This is a genomic window from Bradyrhizobium sp. Ash2021, assembly GCF_031202265.1.
GTDB lineage: Bacteria > Pseudomonadota > Alphaproteobacteria > Rhizobiales > Xanthobacteraceae > Bradyrhizobium.
On the sequence record NZ_CP100604.1, the window covers coordinates 2,022,097 to 2,035,893 of the forward strand.

The window sequence follows — 13,797 nt, forward strand, 5'->3', positions numbered from 1 at the left end:
CCGATGAACCGCCGCGAACTCTTGAAAGTTGCCGCGGCGTTGCCGCTGGCGCACACCGCGCTCTCGTATGGCGCTTTCGCGCAAACTCCCTATCCCTCGCGCAACATCACCATGATCGTGCCGTTTCCGGCCGGCGGCCAGGCCGATCTCGCGGCGCGGCCGGTGGCGCTGGCGCTGGAGCGCATCCTCGGCAAGCCCTGCATCGTCGACAACCGCGCCGGCGGTGCCGGCGGATCGATCGGCAATGCGCAGGCCGCGCGCGCCGATGCCGACGGCTACACGCTCTTGATGACGCTGTCGTCGCTGGCGGTGCTGCCCGAAGCCGACCGGCTGTTCGACCGTCCGGTCGCCTACGAAGTCTCGCAATTCGCACCGGTCGCGCGCGTGCTGGCCGATCCGACGCTGCTTGCGGTGCCGGCCTCGGCGCCGTGGAAGACCCTGCAGGATCTGGTCGACGACGCCAAAAAGCGTCCGGGACAAATTCCCTACGGCTCGTCCGGTCCGTACGGCACGCTGCATGTCGCGATGGAAATGTTCGCGGCCAGCGCCGGCATCAAATTGCTGCACGTGCCGTTTCGCGGCGCCGGGCCCGCGCTGACCGCGTTGCTCAGCGGCACGGTGCAGGCGCTGGCCTCGGCGCCGGGTACGCTGAAGCAACAGGTCGATGACGGCAAGATGCGCGTGCTGGCGAACTGGGGCGCCGAGCGGGTCCAGAGTTTTCCCGATCTGCCGACGTTCAGGGAACTCGGCTACAGGGATGTCGAGTTCTACATCTGGGCCGGGCTGTTCGCGCAAAGCGCCTTGCCGGCGCCGATCATGACGCGGCTGCGCGAAGCGATGGCGCAGGCCGTGAAGGCGCCGGAAGTGATCAAGACCTTTGAGACCGCGGGCAGCCCGGTCGCTTACCTTGACGCGCCGGAGTTTTCAAAATTCGTCGCCGAGGACTCGGCGCGGCTGATCGCAGCGGTGAAAAAGATCGGCAAGGTGGAGTAGGGGACATGGCTTCACATTTATTTGTGCGCCGCGAACCTTGCCCGGCCTCATTCGATTGACAGGGTTGAGACCACTCCACCGCCACCGCGTGGAACTTGCGCGTCAACTGGATTCGAAGAAGGGAACCCCGGCATGAAGATGCAGCGGATCGTCCTGAGCCTCCTGGTATCAATCGGCGGTGGAATGGCCGCTCAAAATCCGGCGTTTTCGGAAGAGTATCGCGGAACCTGGGAACAGCAGATGGCCTGCACCCCCGACGTCTGGCGTCTCTGCGGCGATCAGATCCCGGACGTCAACCGCATCGTGAGCTGTTTGCGGCAGAATACGCCGCAGCTATCGAATAATTGCCGCGCGGTGTTCGAATCGAACGCCAGCGCGCAGCAGCCGACACCGCCACGTGTGCCCCAACAACAGCCACGCGCGCGCGCCGCTCAGCCGCAGCCGGTGCAACCTTCGCCTTCTGACGATGACGAGTAGGCCGGCGCTTCGCGTTCGGGTCTGTGCTCGCAGACGTCGACCCATTCGGCCGATGTCAGCTCCGCCATCCGCGCCGGCGTGATTTTTACTGCGCTGTGGGTCGATCCCGCAGCCGGCACCACGACATCGAACGCCCTCAGCGACTCATCGCAATAGACCGGCAACGGCGTCTTCAGTCCGAACGGACAGACGCCGCCGACTTCGTGGCCGGTGATCTCGGCGACCTCGTCGAGGCCGAGCATCTTTGGCTTGCCCCCGAACAGCGCCTTCACCTTCTTGTTGTCCATCCGCGACGTGCCGGCGGCGACAATCAGCACGACGCGTTCGCCGATCCGCAGGCTCAGCGTTTTTGCGATCCTGGCCGGCTCGACGCCATAGGCCTCGGCCGCCAGCACCACGGTGGCGGAACTCACGGCCGATTCGATCACGGAGATTTCGGGCGCCTTCTCGGCGAAGAAGGCGCGGACGGACTCAAGACTCATGCTTCAGGACCTCAGGGCAATCAGACCGGGCAATTCGGACAGCGCGCGGATGCGGTAATCGGGATCGAGCCCGAGCTCGTCCATCTGGGTGCGGATCGCCTTGAACATCGTGAGCGGGGCGACGGTCTCGCTCTCGATGCAAGCCAGCGCCATGGCTTCCGGCGTCACCCGCTCGATCCATGCGACGTTCAGGCCAAAGGCCTTGGCGCCGCAGGCATCCCAGGGGTTGGAGGATATGAACAGCACGTCCGAGGGCGGGATATCGAGGGTGGATTCGATCAGCGTGTAAGCGTCCGGACTAGGCTTGAAGATTCTCTTCGCGTCAACGCTGATGGTCGCATCGAGCACGCTCTCAAGCCCGCTGTTCTTCACCAGCGCGTTGAGCATGCCGGGGCTGCCGTTGGAGAGAATGGCGAGCTTGTTGGGCTTCATCGCCGTGAGCGAAGCCAGCGCGTCGGGATAAAGATCCAGATGCAGATATTTGTCCATGATGCGTTCGAACGCGTCAGCGTCGTATTTCAGCCCGAGGCATCGCAAAGTGTAGGCGAGCGACTCCCGCGTCACGACCGCGAAATCCTCATAACGCCGCATCAGCGAACGCAGCCAGGTATATTCGAGCTGCTTGATGCGCCAGATCTGGGTGATGATGTCGCCGTAGCCCGGAAATTCTTGTTCGGTGACGGCGGCGACCGACTGGATGTCGTAAAGCGTGCCATAGGCATCGAACACGACGGCTTTGATGCTCACCTCGCAAACCTCACTTTTCTGCCATTTTCGGACCGATCGTGGCGTCGAGAAATTCGTGGAGCGCCGCGATCGATTGATCGGTCGCCGATTGGTTGAACTCGTGGTGGTGTCCCGCGAGGTTTGTCGAGGTCTTGAGGTTGGGCGCGTCGAAGGCGTGATAGGCGCCGGGATAGACGATAAGCCTGATCGGAACGCCCTTGGCCGGCCGTCGTGATATTCCCATATCGTCGCGGCCATCGACCATGTCGCGGCAGGCTGCCGCGGGGTTCAGGTCATCGCGCTCACCGATCAGGATCAGGGTGGGAACGGTCACATCGCCCCTAAACGGGCCGCAGGGCGGATAAAAAGCGACGGCAGCCCGGAATTTGTTCGGCGACGTCTGTTCGATGGCGCCATGTTCGACCGACATCAGGGCCACCCGACCGCCTTGCGCAAAACCCAGCACGGCAATGCGATCCGGATCGACAAATGGCGCGCGCACCAGAAAGTTCAGGGCGCGGTAGGCGTCCGTGGCCAGATCGAGCGGAGGGCTGTCGTCGCAGTTCTTGATGCCGCGCGGACCGAAACTGTCCACGGTAAGCGTCACATAGCCCCAGGACGCGATCCGCTTCCCCCAGCGTTCGTCGAGCCGCGCCCAATTTCCGTTGCAACTATGCAGCAGCACGACGGCTGGCGAGGGGCCTGCAGTGCCGGCCTGCCTCAAATAACCCTGGAGCGGATGTGGGCTGGCAAGCGGGTTCTCGATTTCGACGACGATCGGGGAGGATTCAGCCGCAACGCCGCCGGCCGCATTTCCGGTCAGGAATGCGGCGACCAAGGCAGCGGCTTTTGCGAAGTTCGTCACAGGTCACGATCCCGCTCAACAGCCGGCCGGTGATGCAGCGTCGCTTATATACCCAAAATCCGCCGCGCGTTGGCCTTCAATACCTTCGGCCGGATCTCGTCGCGGATGTCGAGCTTGGCAAAATCCGCCAGCCAGCGGTCCGGCGTGATCACCGGCCAGTCCGAGCCGAACAGCATCTTGTCCTGCAGGATCGAGTTGATGTAACGCACGAGGATCGGCGGGAAATATTTCGGCGACCAGCCGGAGAGGTCGATATAGACGTTCGGCTTGTGGGTCGCGACCGACAGCGCCTCTTCCTGCCAGGGGAATGACGGGTGGGCGAGGATGATCCTCAGATCCGGGAAATCCGCCGCGACGTCGTCCATGTACATCGGGTTGGAATATTTCAGGCGCATCCCCATGCCGCCGGGCATGCCTGAGCCGACGCCGGTCTGGCCGGTGTGGAACAGCGCGATCGCGCCGGCGTCGTTGATGGCTTCATAGAGCGGATAGGCCAGGCGGTCGTTCGGATAGAAGCCCTGCATGGTCGGATGGAATTTGAAGCCGCGGACGCCGTACTCCTCGATCAGCTTCCGCGCCTCGCGCACGCCCAATTTGCCCTTGTGCGGATCGATACTGACGAAGGGGATCAGGACGTCGAGATTTTCGGAAGCTACTTCCAGCATCTCGTAATTATTGTAGCGGCGGAAGCCGGTCTCGCGCTCGGCATCGACGGGGAAGATCACCGCCGCGATCTTCTTGGAGCGGTAATAGGCCGCGGTTTCCGGCACCGTCGGCGGATGCTTGTGGGGCGACTTGAAGTAGTCGGCCATCTGCGCCTGAAAATCATCATAGCCGTCGTCGCCATGCATGCCGCAGGGCTCTTCGGCATGGGTGTGGATGTCGATCGCCACGACGTCTTCAATATTGGGCAGCTTCAGCTTGGGCATTTCGGGGTTCCCAGCGGCTTGATTTTACGGTTTGGCAAATTGATTATACTATATAATAAATTTCGCAAGGCGGCAGAAAAAGCCGAGCCAAAACAATTGGATGCTTCTCGATGCGCGACAGAATTGCTGTCCTCCGCGGCCATTTCGGCCTAATCAACTGCAAAAACTCAGACGTTGCCCGATGCCGCGACCGATAGTGCGCTTTCCACGCGCTGTTTGTTGACCGGGAAGTTGCTGATGTACCATTTGAGGCGGCTATGGCTGTAGCTTTCTTTCGCCCAGCGTTCCGCGCTCCAGCCGCAAAGTTGAAGCTCCGTCGTTGCGAAGATAAATTCCAGCGTATCCGTGAAGAATATCGATAGCGCGTGAAGATCGACCGCAGAAAATTTCGTTGGCGTGCCGTGCACATAAAAGTTACGCGCGCTGACGCTACACCCGATGATCTCTTCCATCCCGGCAAGCTTGCCTTTGAGCACCGGAGACAGTGTTGCGTAACGCTGGAAAACTTTGTTGCGTAGGTTCAAGCCTCGGTTGAGCCCGAGTAAATTTAAGATGCGATCACGATAGTTGTTCACCTGGCTGCTCGACTTGGCCCGTGCCTTGACCTCGTGTTCAAACCCGCTCAGGAGTGCTTCGACCTCCGGTGGCAGGCTGGCGCTCTTGTCGAAATCCGAGCTAGGCAGCAAGTCGAATGCGTTTGCCGCACCGACAAGCCGGTCGATCTCATATTTGTGGCCTCGTCGGAAACCCTGCACGAATCGGTAGCGCGCGGTTCTGCGCCTGGCCATGGTATTGATCCAGCCCGTCAGTGTTCGGCCAAACTCCTCAGGTTGTAGCCCGCCTGAAACCAGCGCGTCGGTCGGCTCAAGGTTCTCGACTGATGTGTGTTCGAGGTTCACTAGATGTAGCGCCAGCGGCAACTCCCGCTCAGGCGCTTCCACATGCGTAAGCGCAATGTTTTCGATATTTTGCCGGGACTGCGAGACGAGCTCAAAAAACGGCATTATTTCGTATAGCGCGTCAACCGTGCCTTCGAGCGTTCGCGATACGGCGAAATCGCATGTCACCCGCACGCGATTGCGTAGTTCAATGCCCGAGGGCGATGGAAATCTCTCGGAGGTTGCGTTCCAGGCTTTCAATGTTCCCATCGTCGTCTCGATCTCGATGATGGGACCACGGTCCCACCTATAAAATAAATCAAGATGTCCGCCACGTCGGCGGCGCTTGGGGGCTCCGCTTACCGCCCTCAGTATCTCTCGCAACTGTCCGAACGAAAGGCGGTGCTTCCGTATGATTTGGCCGAACGTACCCCAATCGTAAAATAGCTCATTCGCGGCTGTGAACGAAAATGACACCGAGGCGATGTTGCTTTGCTGCGGTTCTAGATGGCGGGGCCCCAGCACTACGAAATTGGGTACCAGCGACATAAAGCGCTTTCTTCGTCCGTGGTACGTTTGCGTTCCGGGAACACCCGGACCAACACAATTAATCGCGGAAATGCTGACACCGTCTTTCGAGACGCCGCGCACACAACGCATTTGCTCTTCTGTTAGATGAAAGAAATCATCTGAATAAATCTCGATCGTCGACTTGGGCCCGTTTAGGGTGAGCGATCCCGCATGGTCGATGTCCTGCACCGTAAAATGCGCGAGATGCATTGCTTCAATTTCCATGATGGCTACCCGAACCACGAAGGTACGACCGAAGGAGGTCGTGCTCCAAGCTGCCATAAAGCGCGCTTTACGCGCCAGCTTTCGCTGACATTGCCCCTAACTTCGGGCATTTCTTTTGCCACGGTTGCTCTTGTGCGGAAGAACCTGCAAACCGACCGCCGTCCTGCTAATCGCGTGGGGCTCCTTGCGCGGGCGTGCTCCGCACCAAGCCTGCTGCCCGGCGTCCGGGGCAACCTTTGCCGCGTCGAGTCTTAGGCGCTCCACATCGGGCCGAACCCGACGTTATTGTCGGCCAGTCGAAAATGTTGTTCGCTCTGTCGAAACAGGGGAGGAGACACGATGGCGCAGGCGGAGGCCTTTGAGACCGATTTCTGGAAAGACGCCAATCTTCGAAAAGTCTGGGACGACATCGTTCCCGGCGAGCCGCGCAAGACCATTCCCTACACGCTGACGCGGGAGGCGATCGAGCTGTACTGCAAATCGGTCGGCGAAACCCATCCGATCTATTTCGACGAGGTTTACGCCAAGACCACGCGTTATGGCGGGCTGATCGCGCCGCCCTCGATCCATATCTTGCTGATGTTCTCCTGCACGCCGGCGGATGACTGGATGCGCAGTCCGGGCACCGTCAATGCCGGGCAGTCCTGGAGCTACAACATCCCGGCGCGGCCGGGCGACGTCATCACCTTGCAGGCCCGCGCGCTCGACAAGTTCATCAAGCGCGAGCGGCTGTTCGTGGTGCACGACAACGTCTTCTTCAACGGGCATGGCGAGGTGATCTGTTCCGGTCGCGGCCAGACCATCCGGCCAATGTGAGGGAAAAGATCATGACCACCACATTCGAAGACCTGAACGCCGGCGACGCCATCGACGGGCCGACATTCGCGGTCTCCCGCGAATCCATCCGGCTGTTCTGCGACGCCTCGCTCGACTACAACCCGCTGCATCTCGACGACGACTACATGAAGGGCAGTTTCGGCAAGACCAATTTCGGCGGCATCATCATGCACGGCATGAACAATTTCGGGCTGATCTCGCGCATGCTGACCGACTGGGCCTACCCGCGTGGAGCCATCCACCGCCGCCTGGAGACGAGATGGGTCAAACCGGTGCGGCCCGGCGACACCATCCAACCGAGCGGCATCGTCAAGTCCAAGCAGGTGACGAAGAATTCGCGCTGGGTGCTGATCGACGTCGTGGTGCGCAACCAGAGCGGCGAAAAGGTCGCGACCGGCGAGGCGATGGTTGAGTTCCCGCTGGATACGGCGGCCTGACCTTCATTCGGCCGGGACGCCGGTCGATCCGCGTGTTGTCAGCCTGCCGCCCTTGGGGCGCCCGGCAAGATGCGCATTCGGCGCCACCACGTCGGTGGCAAGGCCAAGCCGCGCCAAGACGCGGATGGTGAGCCAGGTGTTGTCGATCTCCCACCAGCGATGACCGTGGCGGGCCGAGCGCGGGTCGGCGTGATGGTTATTGTGCCAGCCCTCGCCGTTGGAGATCAGGCCGACGACGAGGTTGTTGCGGCTGTCCTCGTCGGTCTCGTAGTTCCGGTAACCCCACAGATGCGTCACCGAATTGATCGCCCAGGTAATATGCCAAACCAGCACGGTGCGGACGAAGACGCCGAACATCAGAATGCCAAGTCCGGTCCGTACCGCATCGGTCGTTGCTTCTCCCGATAGCCAGGCCACTGCGAATCCGGCGCCGAAGAACAGCGGCATCTGTCCGAGATTGATCCAGACCAGCCAGTTGTGGCGTTCGAGCGCGACGTAAAAGCGATCGCGCAGGATGTCCCTGGCATAGCGTTCGTAAATGCCGAGCCGGGCGAGTTCCGGCTGATCGACCAGAATCCAGCCGATGTGGCTCCAGAAGAAACCCGCAAGCGGGCTGTGCGGGTCGGGCTGCTCGTCGGCGAATTGGTGGTGCCGGCGGTGGATCGCGACCCAGCGGGCCGGGGTTTCCTGCAGGCAGGACATCGCGATCACCACCATCGCGTGCTCCAGCCATTTCGGACATTTGAGGCCGCGATGGGTGAGCAGCCGGTGATAGCAAAGGTTGATGCCGAACAGTCCGCGCAGATGCGTGCCCAGGATGGCGACGATCAGGCCGCTCCAGCTGAAATAGCCGGGCAGGAAGGCCATCAGCGCCACGGCGTGGTAGGCGCCGATCCCGATTATATAGGGCCAGTTCAGCCGAAACGGCCTGACGCCCGCGGGCAACAGGATTCCGGCGTCGGCCGCGGAAGCGGTGATGAGATCTTCGGGCGTAAGGACGGCAGCTTTAACGGTCGGCCGGGGAGCGGTCGTCATACGGAGGTCAGTTCCAATCGGGGGAGGCGTGGTCGTCAGCTCGACCGACGTGATTCCTCTTATACGGGTCGGGCCGGCGCCGGGGTGCAAAATCTGAGCTAATTGACGCTGTTTCCCGGCGAAAAAAGCTGGAGAATCAATTTCATAACGGCCGGACAAGGCAGATTGGGGGCTTTGCGAGTGGTTGATTGACATTCGGCCATGCGATGGCTTAGAAACCGCTCATCCCGGGCGGATCGCCGCTGGCGGGATTAATCCCATTTTGCCACTTTCGGGCATCAACTCGGTTCGGCCTCCAACACGGCCTTTCAAAGCATCAGGATTGTCCCATGAAGGTCCGTAACTCGCTGAAATCGCTGCGCGGCCGCCACCGCAACAACCGTCTGGTCCGCCGCAAGGGCCGGGTTTACGTGATCAACAAGGTGCAGCGCCGCTTCAAGGCCCGTCAGGGCTGAGTTCCCGTTTCGGGAATCGCGCGCCACCGTCTCGCTTCACAGGTCTTTGACGACGTGCTGCTTTGCAGCGCGATTTTCCACGTTTAGACTTCGGGCATGGCTTTTCGATTCCCGCGTGCATGGAGCTGCCGGATTGCGATCTTCGCTGCGGCGATGATTGCCGCGCCCGCCGTGGCGTCCGCCCAGGACGACCCAAGGGTCATCCCGCCACCCCAGCAGCAGAAGAAGTTGCCGGAAGCGCCGAGCAAGCTGCCCAAGGTCGGCGCCGATCGCACCCGTGGTCTGGATTTCCTGTTCGGCGCGCTCAAGGCAGCACCGGATGAGACCAGCGCCAAGCATGTCGAGGCCCGGATCTGGGCGCTGTGGCTGCAGACCCCGAGCGATACCGCGGCCCTGTTGATGGTGCGCGCCAAGGCCGCGATGGACGCCCAGCAGATGGATGTCGCGCTAAAACTGCTGGATGCCGTGGTCAAACTGCGTCCCGATTATATCGAAGCCTGGAACCGGCGCGCGACGCTTTACTACCTGAGGAACGACTACACCCATTCGCTCGAGGACATCGAGCAGGTGCTGAGCCGCGAACCCCGTCATTTCGGGGCGCTGGCCGGGCTCGGCATGATCATGCAGGATATCGGCGACGACAAGCGCGCGCTCGATGCCTTCCGCAAGGCGCTGGCGGTCAATCCGCACCTCGAAAAAGTGCCGGAGCTGGTCAAGACGCTCAGCGAAAAGGTCGAAGGCCGCGATATCTAGCGCACGGCTTTCGTGACAGATCGTGCCCAAATGGATCGACCCGCGAAGCGCGTGGTCAACCAAGAATTAAGACGACCGATTGTGAGCGGGAACGTTTCTCGCTATCGCGCCTGTGTTCGCTGTGAATAGCGTGCCGGAGCGAAGCCATGAAATCATTGCTGCTCGCCGGCGCGATGATCGTCGCGACCGGTGCAACCTTATTTGCGGATGGGTTCTATTGGGTGGTCGGCAATCGCGCGACCAGCAAATGCGATATCGTCACCCGTAATCTGGTCATCTATCGGTATGGCGGCGGCAATTTCTGGCTCGGAGACGGTCCGTACCGATCCGCCGCGGAAGCCAGACTCGCACGCTCGAGCATCGGCGTCTGCCCGAAGGATGATCCTGCCGCCGAGAAAGACGGCGCGTCATAGCGCGAACCGCTCCGCGGGAAGAACACGCGACAAGCCACAATCCAGGCAGAACCTTGCTAGGAGAGAGCCTTGCCAGGACAGAGCCTTACTAGTGCAGAAGCTTGCTGCCGCCGGTCAATTCGCCCCGGGCGGCGGCGTAGATCTGCGCAAGCTCGGCCTCGAGATGCTCGTTGACCAGCAGCAGCGCCTTCAGCGCGCCGCGGAGGTCGCCGTTGCAGGCCGCCACGATCTGGTCGATGGCTCTTTCGTTGGGGTCGGTGATCATTGCAAGTCCTCCGATGGTACCGTGGAACAATGTTTGGCCTCCGCCCGCGTTCCTGTGGATTTTGGGTACAGGTTCGGCATCAACCGCCCCCGATCAGGCGCGCCGTCCCGTGGCGAAAGTGCTAACGCGATCGTATAAAAGAGCCGATGACGCCTGTATGACCCCGCTATCCACAGGGTTGGCCGGTTTGTGGAAAACTCTTCGGCGCGTGGTCCGCTCCGACTTGACGGACTCCGACTTGACACAATCTGACTTGACGCAAACAGACGGCCCGCTGCCTCGAAACCCGCACCACCCGCAGCCGTAGCTGATGGGTGCACAAGATCATCCGGACATGTTCAATGGTGGCAGTGATCGTCGTGGCAGCGCTGGCGTTCCTCGCGCTGGTCACGCAGGCGGGCGTCTTGCGCGCGGAGCGCGCCCATCCCGTCCAGGGCAGGATGATCGAGGTGGCGGGTGCCGCGCTCCACGTCGTCGATATCGGCCCGCGGGACGCGATTGGCCCGCCGATCGTGATGCTGCATGGCGCGAGCTCGAATCTGGAGGTGATGCGGCAGCCGGTCGGCGACAGGCTGGCGAGAAATCATCGCGTGATCCTGATCGATCGCCCGGGACACGGCTGGAGTACGCGCGCCAGTCTCGAGGACTCGACCCCTGAAATCCAGGGCCGGATGATCGAGGAGGCACTGGCGAAACTCGGCGTCGGTCGGGCGATCTTCGTGGTGCATTCCTGGGCCGGCGCGCTCGGCCTGCGCATGGCGCTGGATTATCCGCAGCGCGTTGCCGGGCTCGTGATGGTGGCGCCGGTCGCCTATCCCTGGCCGGGCGGGGTCGGACGCTACAATGAGGTCGTCACCCTGCCCGTGATCGGCCCGCTGCTCGCCTACACGATCACGCTGCCGCTCGGCACTTTCGTCGCCGAACCCGGCGCCCGCCGCGTGTTTCTGCCGCAGACCATGCCGGACGGATTTGTCGAGGGCACCGCGACGCCATTGCTGCTGCGGCCGCGCGAGTTTCTCGCCAATGCCCGGGATCTGGTGACGCTGAAGGCGGCGGTCGCCGAACAGGCGCCGCGCTACGCCGGGATCCAGGCCCCGATCACGATTCTGGCTGGAGACGCCGACAAAACGGTATCGACCAGCATCCATTCGCGCCCGCTCGCCGCCACCGCGCCGAACGCCAGGCTAATCGTGCTGCCCGGCGTCGGCCACATGGTGCAGAACGCGGTGCCCGATCTGGTCGTTTCCGAGATCGAGGCGATGATCGGCCGGATGGCGCAGAGCACGGCGGCGGCCAAATAGGCGACGAGAGCAGAGCTACTTCGTCTTGCCGTCCTTGTCGTATTGCGAGATGAACGCCCAGAGATCGTTGATCTCCTTCTCGTTCTTGATGCCGGCGAACGCCATCTTCGTGCCGGGAATCTTCGCCTTCGGGTCCTTGATGTATTCCTTGAACTGGGCCTCGTTCCAGGTGATGCCGGAATTCTTGTTGGCATCCGAATAGTTGTAATCCGGCGCGGTGCCGGACTTGCGGCCGTCGATGCCGTTGAGCTCGGGACCGACCTTGTTCTTGGCGCCTTCGCCGATCGCGTGGCAGGCCAGGCATTTGTTGAACGAGGTCTTGCCGGCGGCGGCGTCCTGCGCCAGCGCGCCCGATGCGGCAGCCATTGAGGTGAGGACAATCAGCGCGCCGAAATTCAATTTTGTCATGGGGTGCTCTTCATTTTTCCCGGATAGAGGTGCGGTTGCTTGTGGCATGGCCCGCTTCGATTGGACAAGCCACGAAACCTTGACAGGTTTCGGCATGGCAGGCTTGCCCCAGAGAGAACTCTCCGCCTGGAGGGAGGCAATCCGACTTCCGGATGGCCTACCCAAACCGGGGCAGACGTGCTTGATTTGTCGTGACAATTCGATAAAGCGCGGGGCCTGGAGGGAACACGCATGGCCATCATGATGCCGGCTTCGGATCAGGCGGTTCTGGATCGTCGCGACGCCATCGTCGCCGCCTTGCGGGCGATCGTGCCGGGCGAGGGCGTGATCGACAGCGCGGCCGAAATGGTCCCCTACGAGTCCGACGGTCTGATGGCCTATCGCCAGCCGCCAATGGTCGTGGTGCTGCCGGACACCACCGAACAGGTGTCGCGCGTCCTGAAATACTGCTTCGAGCAGGGCATCAAGGTAGTGCCGCGCGGTTCCGGCACCTCGCTGTCCGGCGGCGCGCTGCCGCTGGCCGACGCCGTGCTGCTGGGCCTCGGCAAATTCAAGCGCATCCGCGAGATCGATTTCGACAACCGCGTGGTGGTGACCGAACCCGGCGTCACCAACCTCGCCATCAGCCAGGCGGTGGCGCATGCCGGATTCTATTATGCGCCCGACCCGTCGTCGCAGATTGCGTGCTCGATCGGCGGCAATGTCGCGGAGAATTCCGGCGGCGTGCACTGCCTGAAATACGGCATGACCACCAACAACGTGCTGGGCTGCGAAATCGTGCTGATCACCGGCGAGATCCTCCGCATCGGCGGCAAGTCCGCGGAAACCAGCGGCTACGACGTGATGGGCATCATCACGGGTTCCGAAGGCCTGCTCGGCGTCATCACCGAGATCACGGTGCGGATCCTGCAGAAGCCGGAAACCGCACGCGCGCTGATGGTCGGCTTCGCGCAAGTCGAGGCGGCCGGCCAATGCGTCGCCGAAATCATCGGCGCCGGCATCATCCCGGGCGGCATGGAGATGATGGACAAGCCTGCGATCCACGCCGCCGAAGCCTTCGTCCATGCCGGCTACCCGCTCGATGTCGAGGCGCTCTTGATCATCGAACTCGACGGCCCCGGCGTGGAGGTCGACGAATTGATCCGGCGCGTCGAGGCGATCGCGCAGAGCTGCGGCTCGACCACCTGCCAGATCTCCAACTCGGAAGCTGAACGCAATTTATTCTGGGCCGGCCGCAAGGCGGCGTTTCCGGCGGTGGGGCGGATTTCGCCCGACTATCTCTGCATGGACGGCACCATTCCGCGCGGCGCGCTGCCGAAGGCCCTGGCGCGCATCCGCGACCTCTCGGTCAAATACGATTTGCGCGTTGCCAACGTGTTCCATGCCGGCGACGGCAATCTGCATCCGCTGATCCTGTACGATGCCAACCAGCCCGGCGAGATGGAGCGGGCCGAGGCGTTCGGCGCCGATATCCTGCGCTGCTGCGTCGAACTCGGCGGCGTGCTGACCGGGGAGCATGGTGTCGGGATCGAGAAGCGCGATCTGATGCCGGAAATGTTCAGCGAGATCGATCTCAACCAGCAACAGCGGCTGAAATGCGCGTTCGACGCGCAGGGCCTGCTCAATCCCGGCAAGGTGTTTCCGACCCTGCACCGCTGCGCCGAGCTCGGCCGCGTGCATGTGCACGGCGGCAAGCTGGCGTTCCCTGAATTGCCAAGGTTTTGAGGGCCCGGGGCACGATCCCCGGT

The 13,797-nt window shown here is 62.1% G+C and carries 17 protein-coding genes; 9 read left to right on the forward strand and 8 right to left on the reverse strand.

Annotation, left to right across the window (positions count from 1 at the left end; genetic code table 11):
* Window positions 1–3: 3 nt before the first annotated feature.
* Window positions 4–993: a tripartite tricarboxylate transporter substrate binding protein gene (locus NL528_RS09710; protein ID WP_309182477.1), complete on the forward strand. Its 990-nt coding sequence runs from the start codon at window positions 4–6 to the stop codon at window positions 991–993.
* Window positions 994–1,125: 132 nt separating this feature from the next.
* Window positions 1,126–1,470 carry a hypothetical protein gene (locus NL528_RS09715; protein ID WP_309182478.1) on the forward strand — a complete coding sequence of 115 codons (345 nt, stop codon included), beginning with the start codon at window positions 1,126–1,128 and terminating at the stop codon, window positions 1,468–1,470.
* On the opposite strand, the gene NL528_RS09720 is transcribed toward NL528_RS09715, so the two are convergent.
* The 5 genes from NL528_RS09720 to NL528_RS09740 all read right to left on the reverse strand — a co-directional run bounded on the left by NL528_RS09720 (window position 1,425) and on the right by NL528_RS09740 (window position 6,145).
* Window positions 1,425–1,952 (reverse strand): YbaK/EbsC family protein, encoded by a 528-nt coding sequence (locus tag NL528_RS09720; protein ID WP_309182479.1) that lies wholly within the window; start codon window positions 1,950–1,952, stop codon window positions 1,425–1,427. The genes NL528_RS09715 and NL528_RS09720 overlap by 46 nt on opposite strands.
* Before the next feature lie 3 nt (window positions 1,953–1,955).
* Entirely contained in the window at window positions 1,956–2,699 is a 744-nt protein-coding gene (locus NL528_RS09725; protein ID WP_309182480.1) for a haloacid dehalogenase type II, read from the reverse strand.
* A 10-nt stretch (window positions 2,700–2,709) separates the two neighbouring features.
* Window positions 2,710–3,543 carry a dienelactone hydrolase family protein gene (locus NL528_RS09730; RefSeq protein ID WP_309182481.1) on the reverse strand — a complete coding sequence of 278 codons (834 nt, stop codon included), beginning with the start codon at window positions 3,541–3,543 and terminating at the stop codon, window positions 2,710–2,712.
* Window positions 3,544–3,587: 44 nt separating this feature from the next.
* Window positions 3,588–4,472: an amidohydrolase family protein gene (locus tag NL528_RS09735; protein ID WP_309182482.1), complete on the reverse strand. Its 885-nt coding sequence runs from the start codon at window positions 4,470–4,472 to the stop codon at window positions 3,588–3,590.
* Window positions 4,473–4,639: 167 nt separating this feature from the next.
* Window positions 4,640–6,145, reverse strand: a complete 1,506-nt coding sequence (locus NL528_RS09740) for a hypothetical protein (protein ID WP_309182483.1) — start codon at window positions 6,143–6,145, stop codon at window positions 4,640–4,642.
* A gap of 339 nt (window positions 6,146–6,484) precedes the next feature.
* Here NL528_RS09740 and NL528_RS09745 point away from each other — a divergent pair, with 339 nt between their 5' ends.
* Both NL528_RS09745 and NL528_RS09750 read left to right on the forward strand, forming a co-directional pair.
* Window positions 6,485–6,961 (forward strand): MaoC family dehydratase N-terminal domain-containing protein, encoded by a 477-nt coding sequence (locus NL528_RS09745; RefSeq protein ID WP_309182484.1) that lies wholly within the window; start codon window positions 6,485–6,487, stop codon window positions 6,959–6,961.
* Window positions 6,962–6,972: 11 nt separating this feature from the next.
* Window positions 6,973–7,419, forward strand: a complete 447-nt coding sequence (locus NL528_RS09750) for a MaoC family dehydratase (protein WP_309182485.1) — start codon at window positions 6,973–6,975, stop codon at window positions 7,417–7,419.
* Between the two features lie 3 nt (window positions 7,420–7,422).
* Here the strand turns inward: NL528_RS09750 and NL528_RS09755 are convergent, their stop codons facing one another.
* Window positions 7,423–8,454 carry a fatty acid desaturase gene (locus tag NL528_RS09755; RefSeq protein WP_309182487.1) on the reverse strand — a complete coding sequence of 344 codons (1,032 nt, stop codon included), beginning with the start codon at window positions 8,452–8,454 and terminating at the stop codon, window positions 7,423–7,425.
* A 329-nt stretch (window positions 8,455–8,783) separates the two neighbouring features.
* Here NL528_RS09755 and ykgO point away from each other — a divergent pair, with 329 nt between their 5' ends.
* The 3 genes from ykgO to NL528_RS09770 all read left to right on the forward strand — a co-directional run bounded on the left by ykgO (window position 8,784) and on the right by NL528_RS09770 (window position 10,075).
* The gene (gene ykgO, locus NL528_RS09760) at window positions 8,784–8,909 is read left to right on the forward strand and encodes a type B 50S ribosomal protein L36 (protein ID WP_002718645.1); all 126 of its coding nucleotides are present in this window, start codon (window positions 8,784–8,786) and stop codon (window positions 8,907–8,909) included.
* Window positions 8,910–9,005: 96 nt separating this feature from the next.
* Window positions 9,006–9,662, forward strand: coding sequence for a tetratricopeptide repeat protein (locus NL528_RS09765; RefSeq protein ID WP_309182488.1), 657 nt, complete (start codon window positions 9,006–9,008; stop codon window positions 9,660–9,662).
* Window positions 9,663–9,808: 146 nt separating this feature from the next.
* Window positions 9,809–10,075: a hypothetical protein gene (locus NL528_RS09770; protein WP_309182489.1), complete on the forward strand. Its 267-nt coding sequence runs from the start codon at window positions 9,809–9,811 to the stop codon at window positions 10,073–10,075.
* Between the two features lie 88 nt (window positions 10,076–10,163).
* Here NL528_RS09770 and NL528_RS09775 read toward each other — a convergent pair whose 3' ends face one another.
* Window positions 10,164–10,340 (reverse strand): hypothetical protein, encoded by a 177-nt coding sequence (locus NL528_RS09775; RefSeq protein ID WP_309182490.1) that lies wholly within the window; start codon window positions 10,338–10,340, stop codon window positions 10,164–10,166.
* 341 nt (window positions 10,341–10,681) lie between these two features.
* Between NL528_RS09775 and NL528_RS09780 the strand changes: the two genes are divergently transcribed.
* Complete coding sequence (locus tag NL528_RS09780; protein ID WP_309182491.1) at window positions 10,682–11,641, forward strand: alpha/beta hydrolase; 960 nt, start codon at window positions 10,682–10,684, stop codon at window positions 11,639–11,641.
* A gap of 15 nt (window positions 11,642–11,656) precedes the next feature.
* On the opposite strand, the gene cycA is transcribed toward NL528_RS09780, so the two are convergent.
* Window positions 11,657–12,049, reverse strand: a complete 393-nt coding sequence (cycA, locus tag NL528_RS09785; protein WP_309182492.1) for a cytochrome c-550 CycA — start codon at window positions 12,047–12,049, stop codon at window positions 11,657–11,659.
* 231 nt (window positions 12,050–12,280) lie between these two features.
* On the opposite strand from cycA, the gene NL528_RS09790 reads away from it, so the two are divergent.
* The gene (locus tag NL528_RS09790; protein ID WP_309182493.1) at window positions 12,281–13,774 is read left to right on the forward strand and encodes an FAD-linked oxidase C-terminal domain-containing protein; all 1,494 of its coding nucleotides are present in this window, start codon (window positions 12,281–12,283) and stop codon (window positions 13,772–13,774) included.
* Window positions 13,775–13,797: the final 23 nt, after the last annotated feature.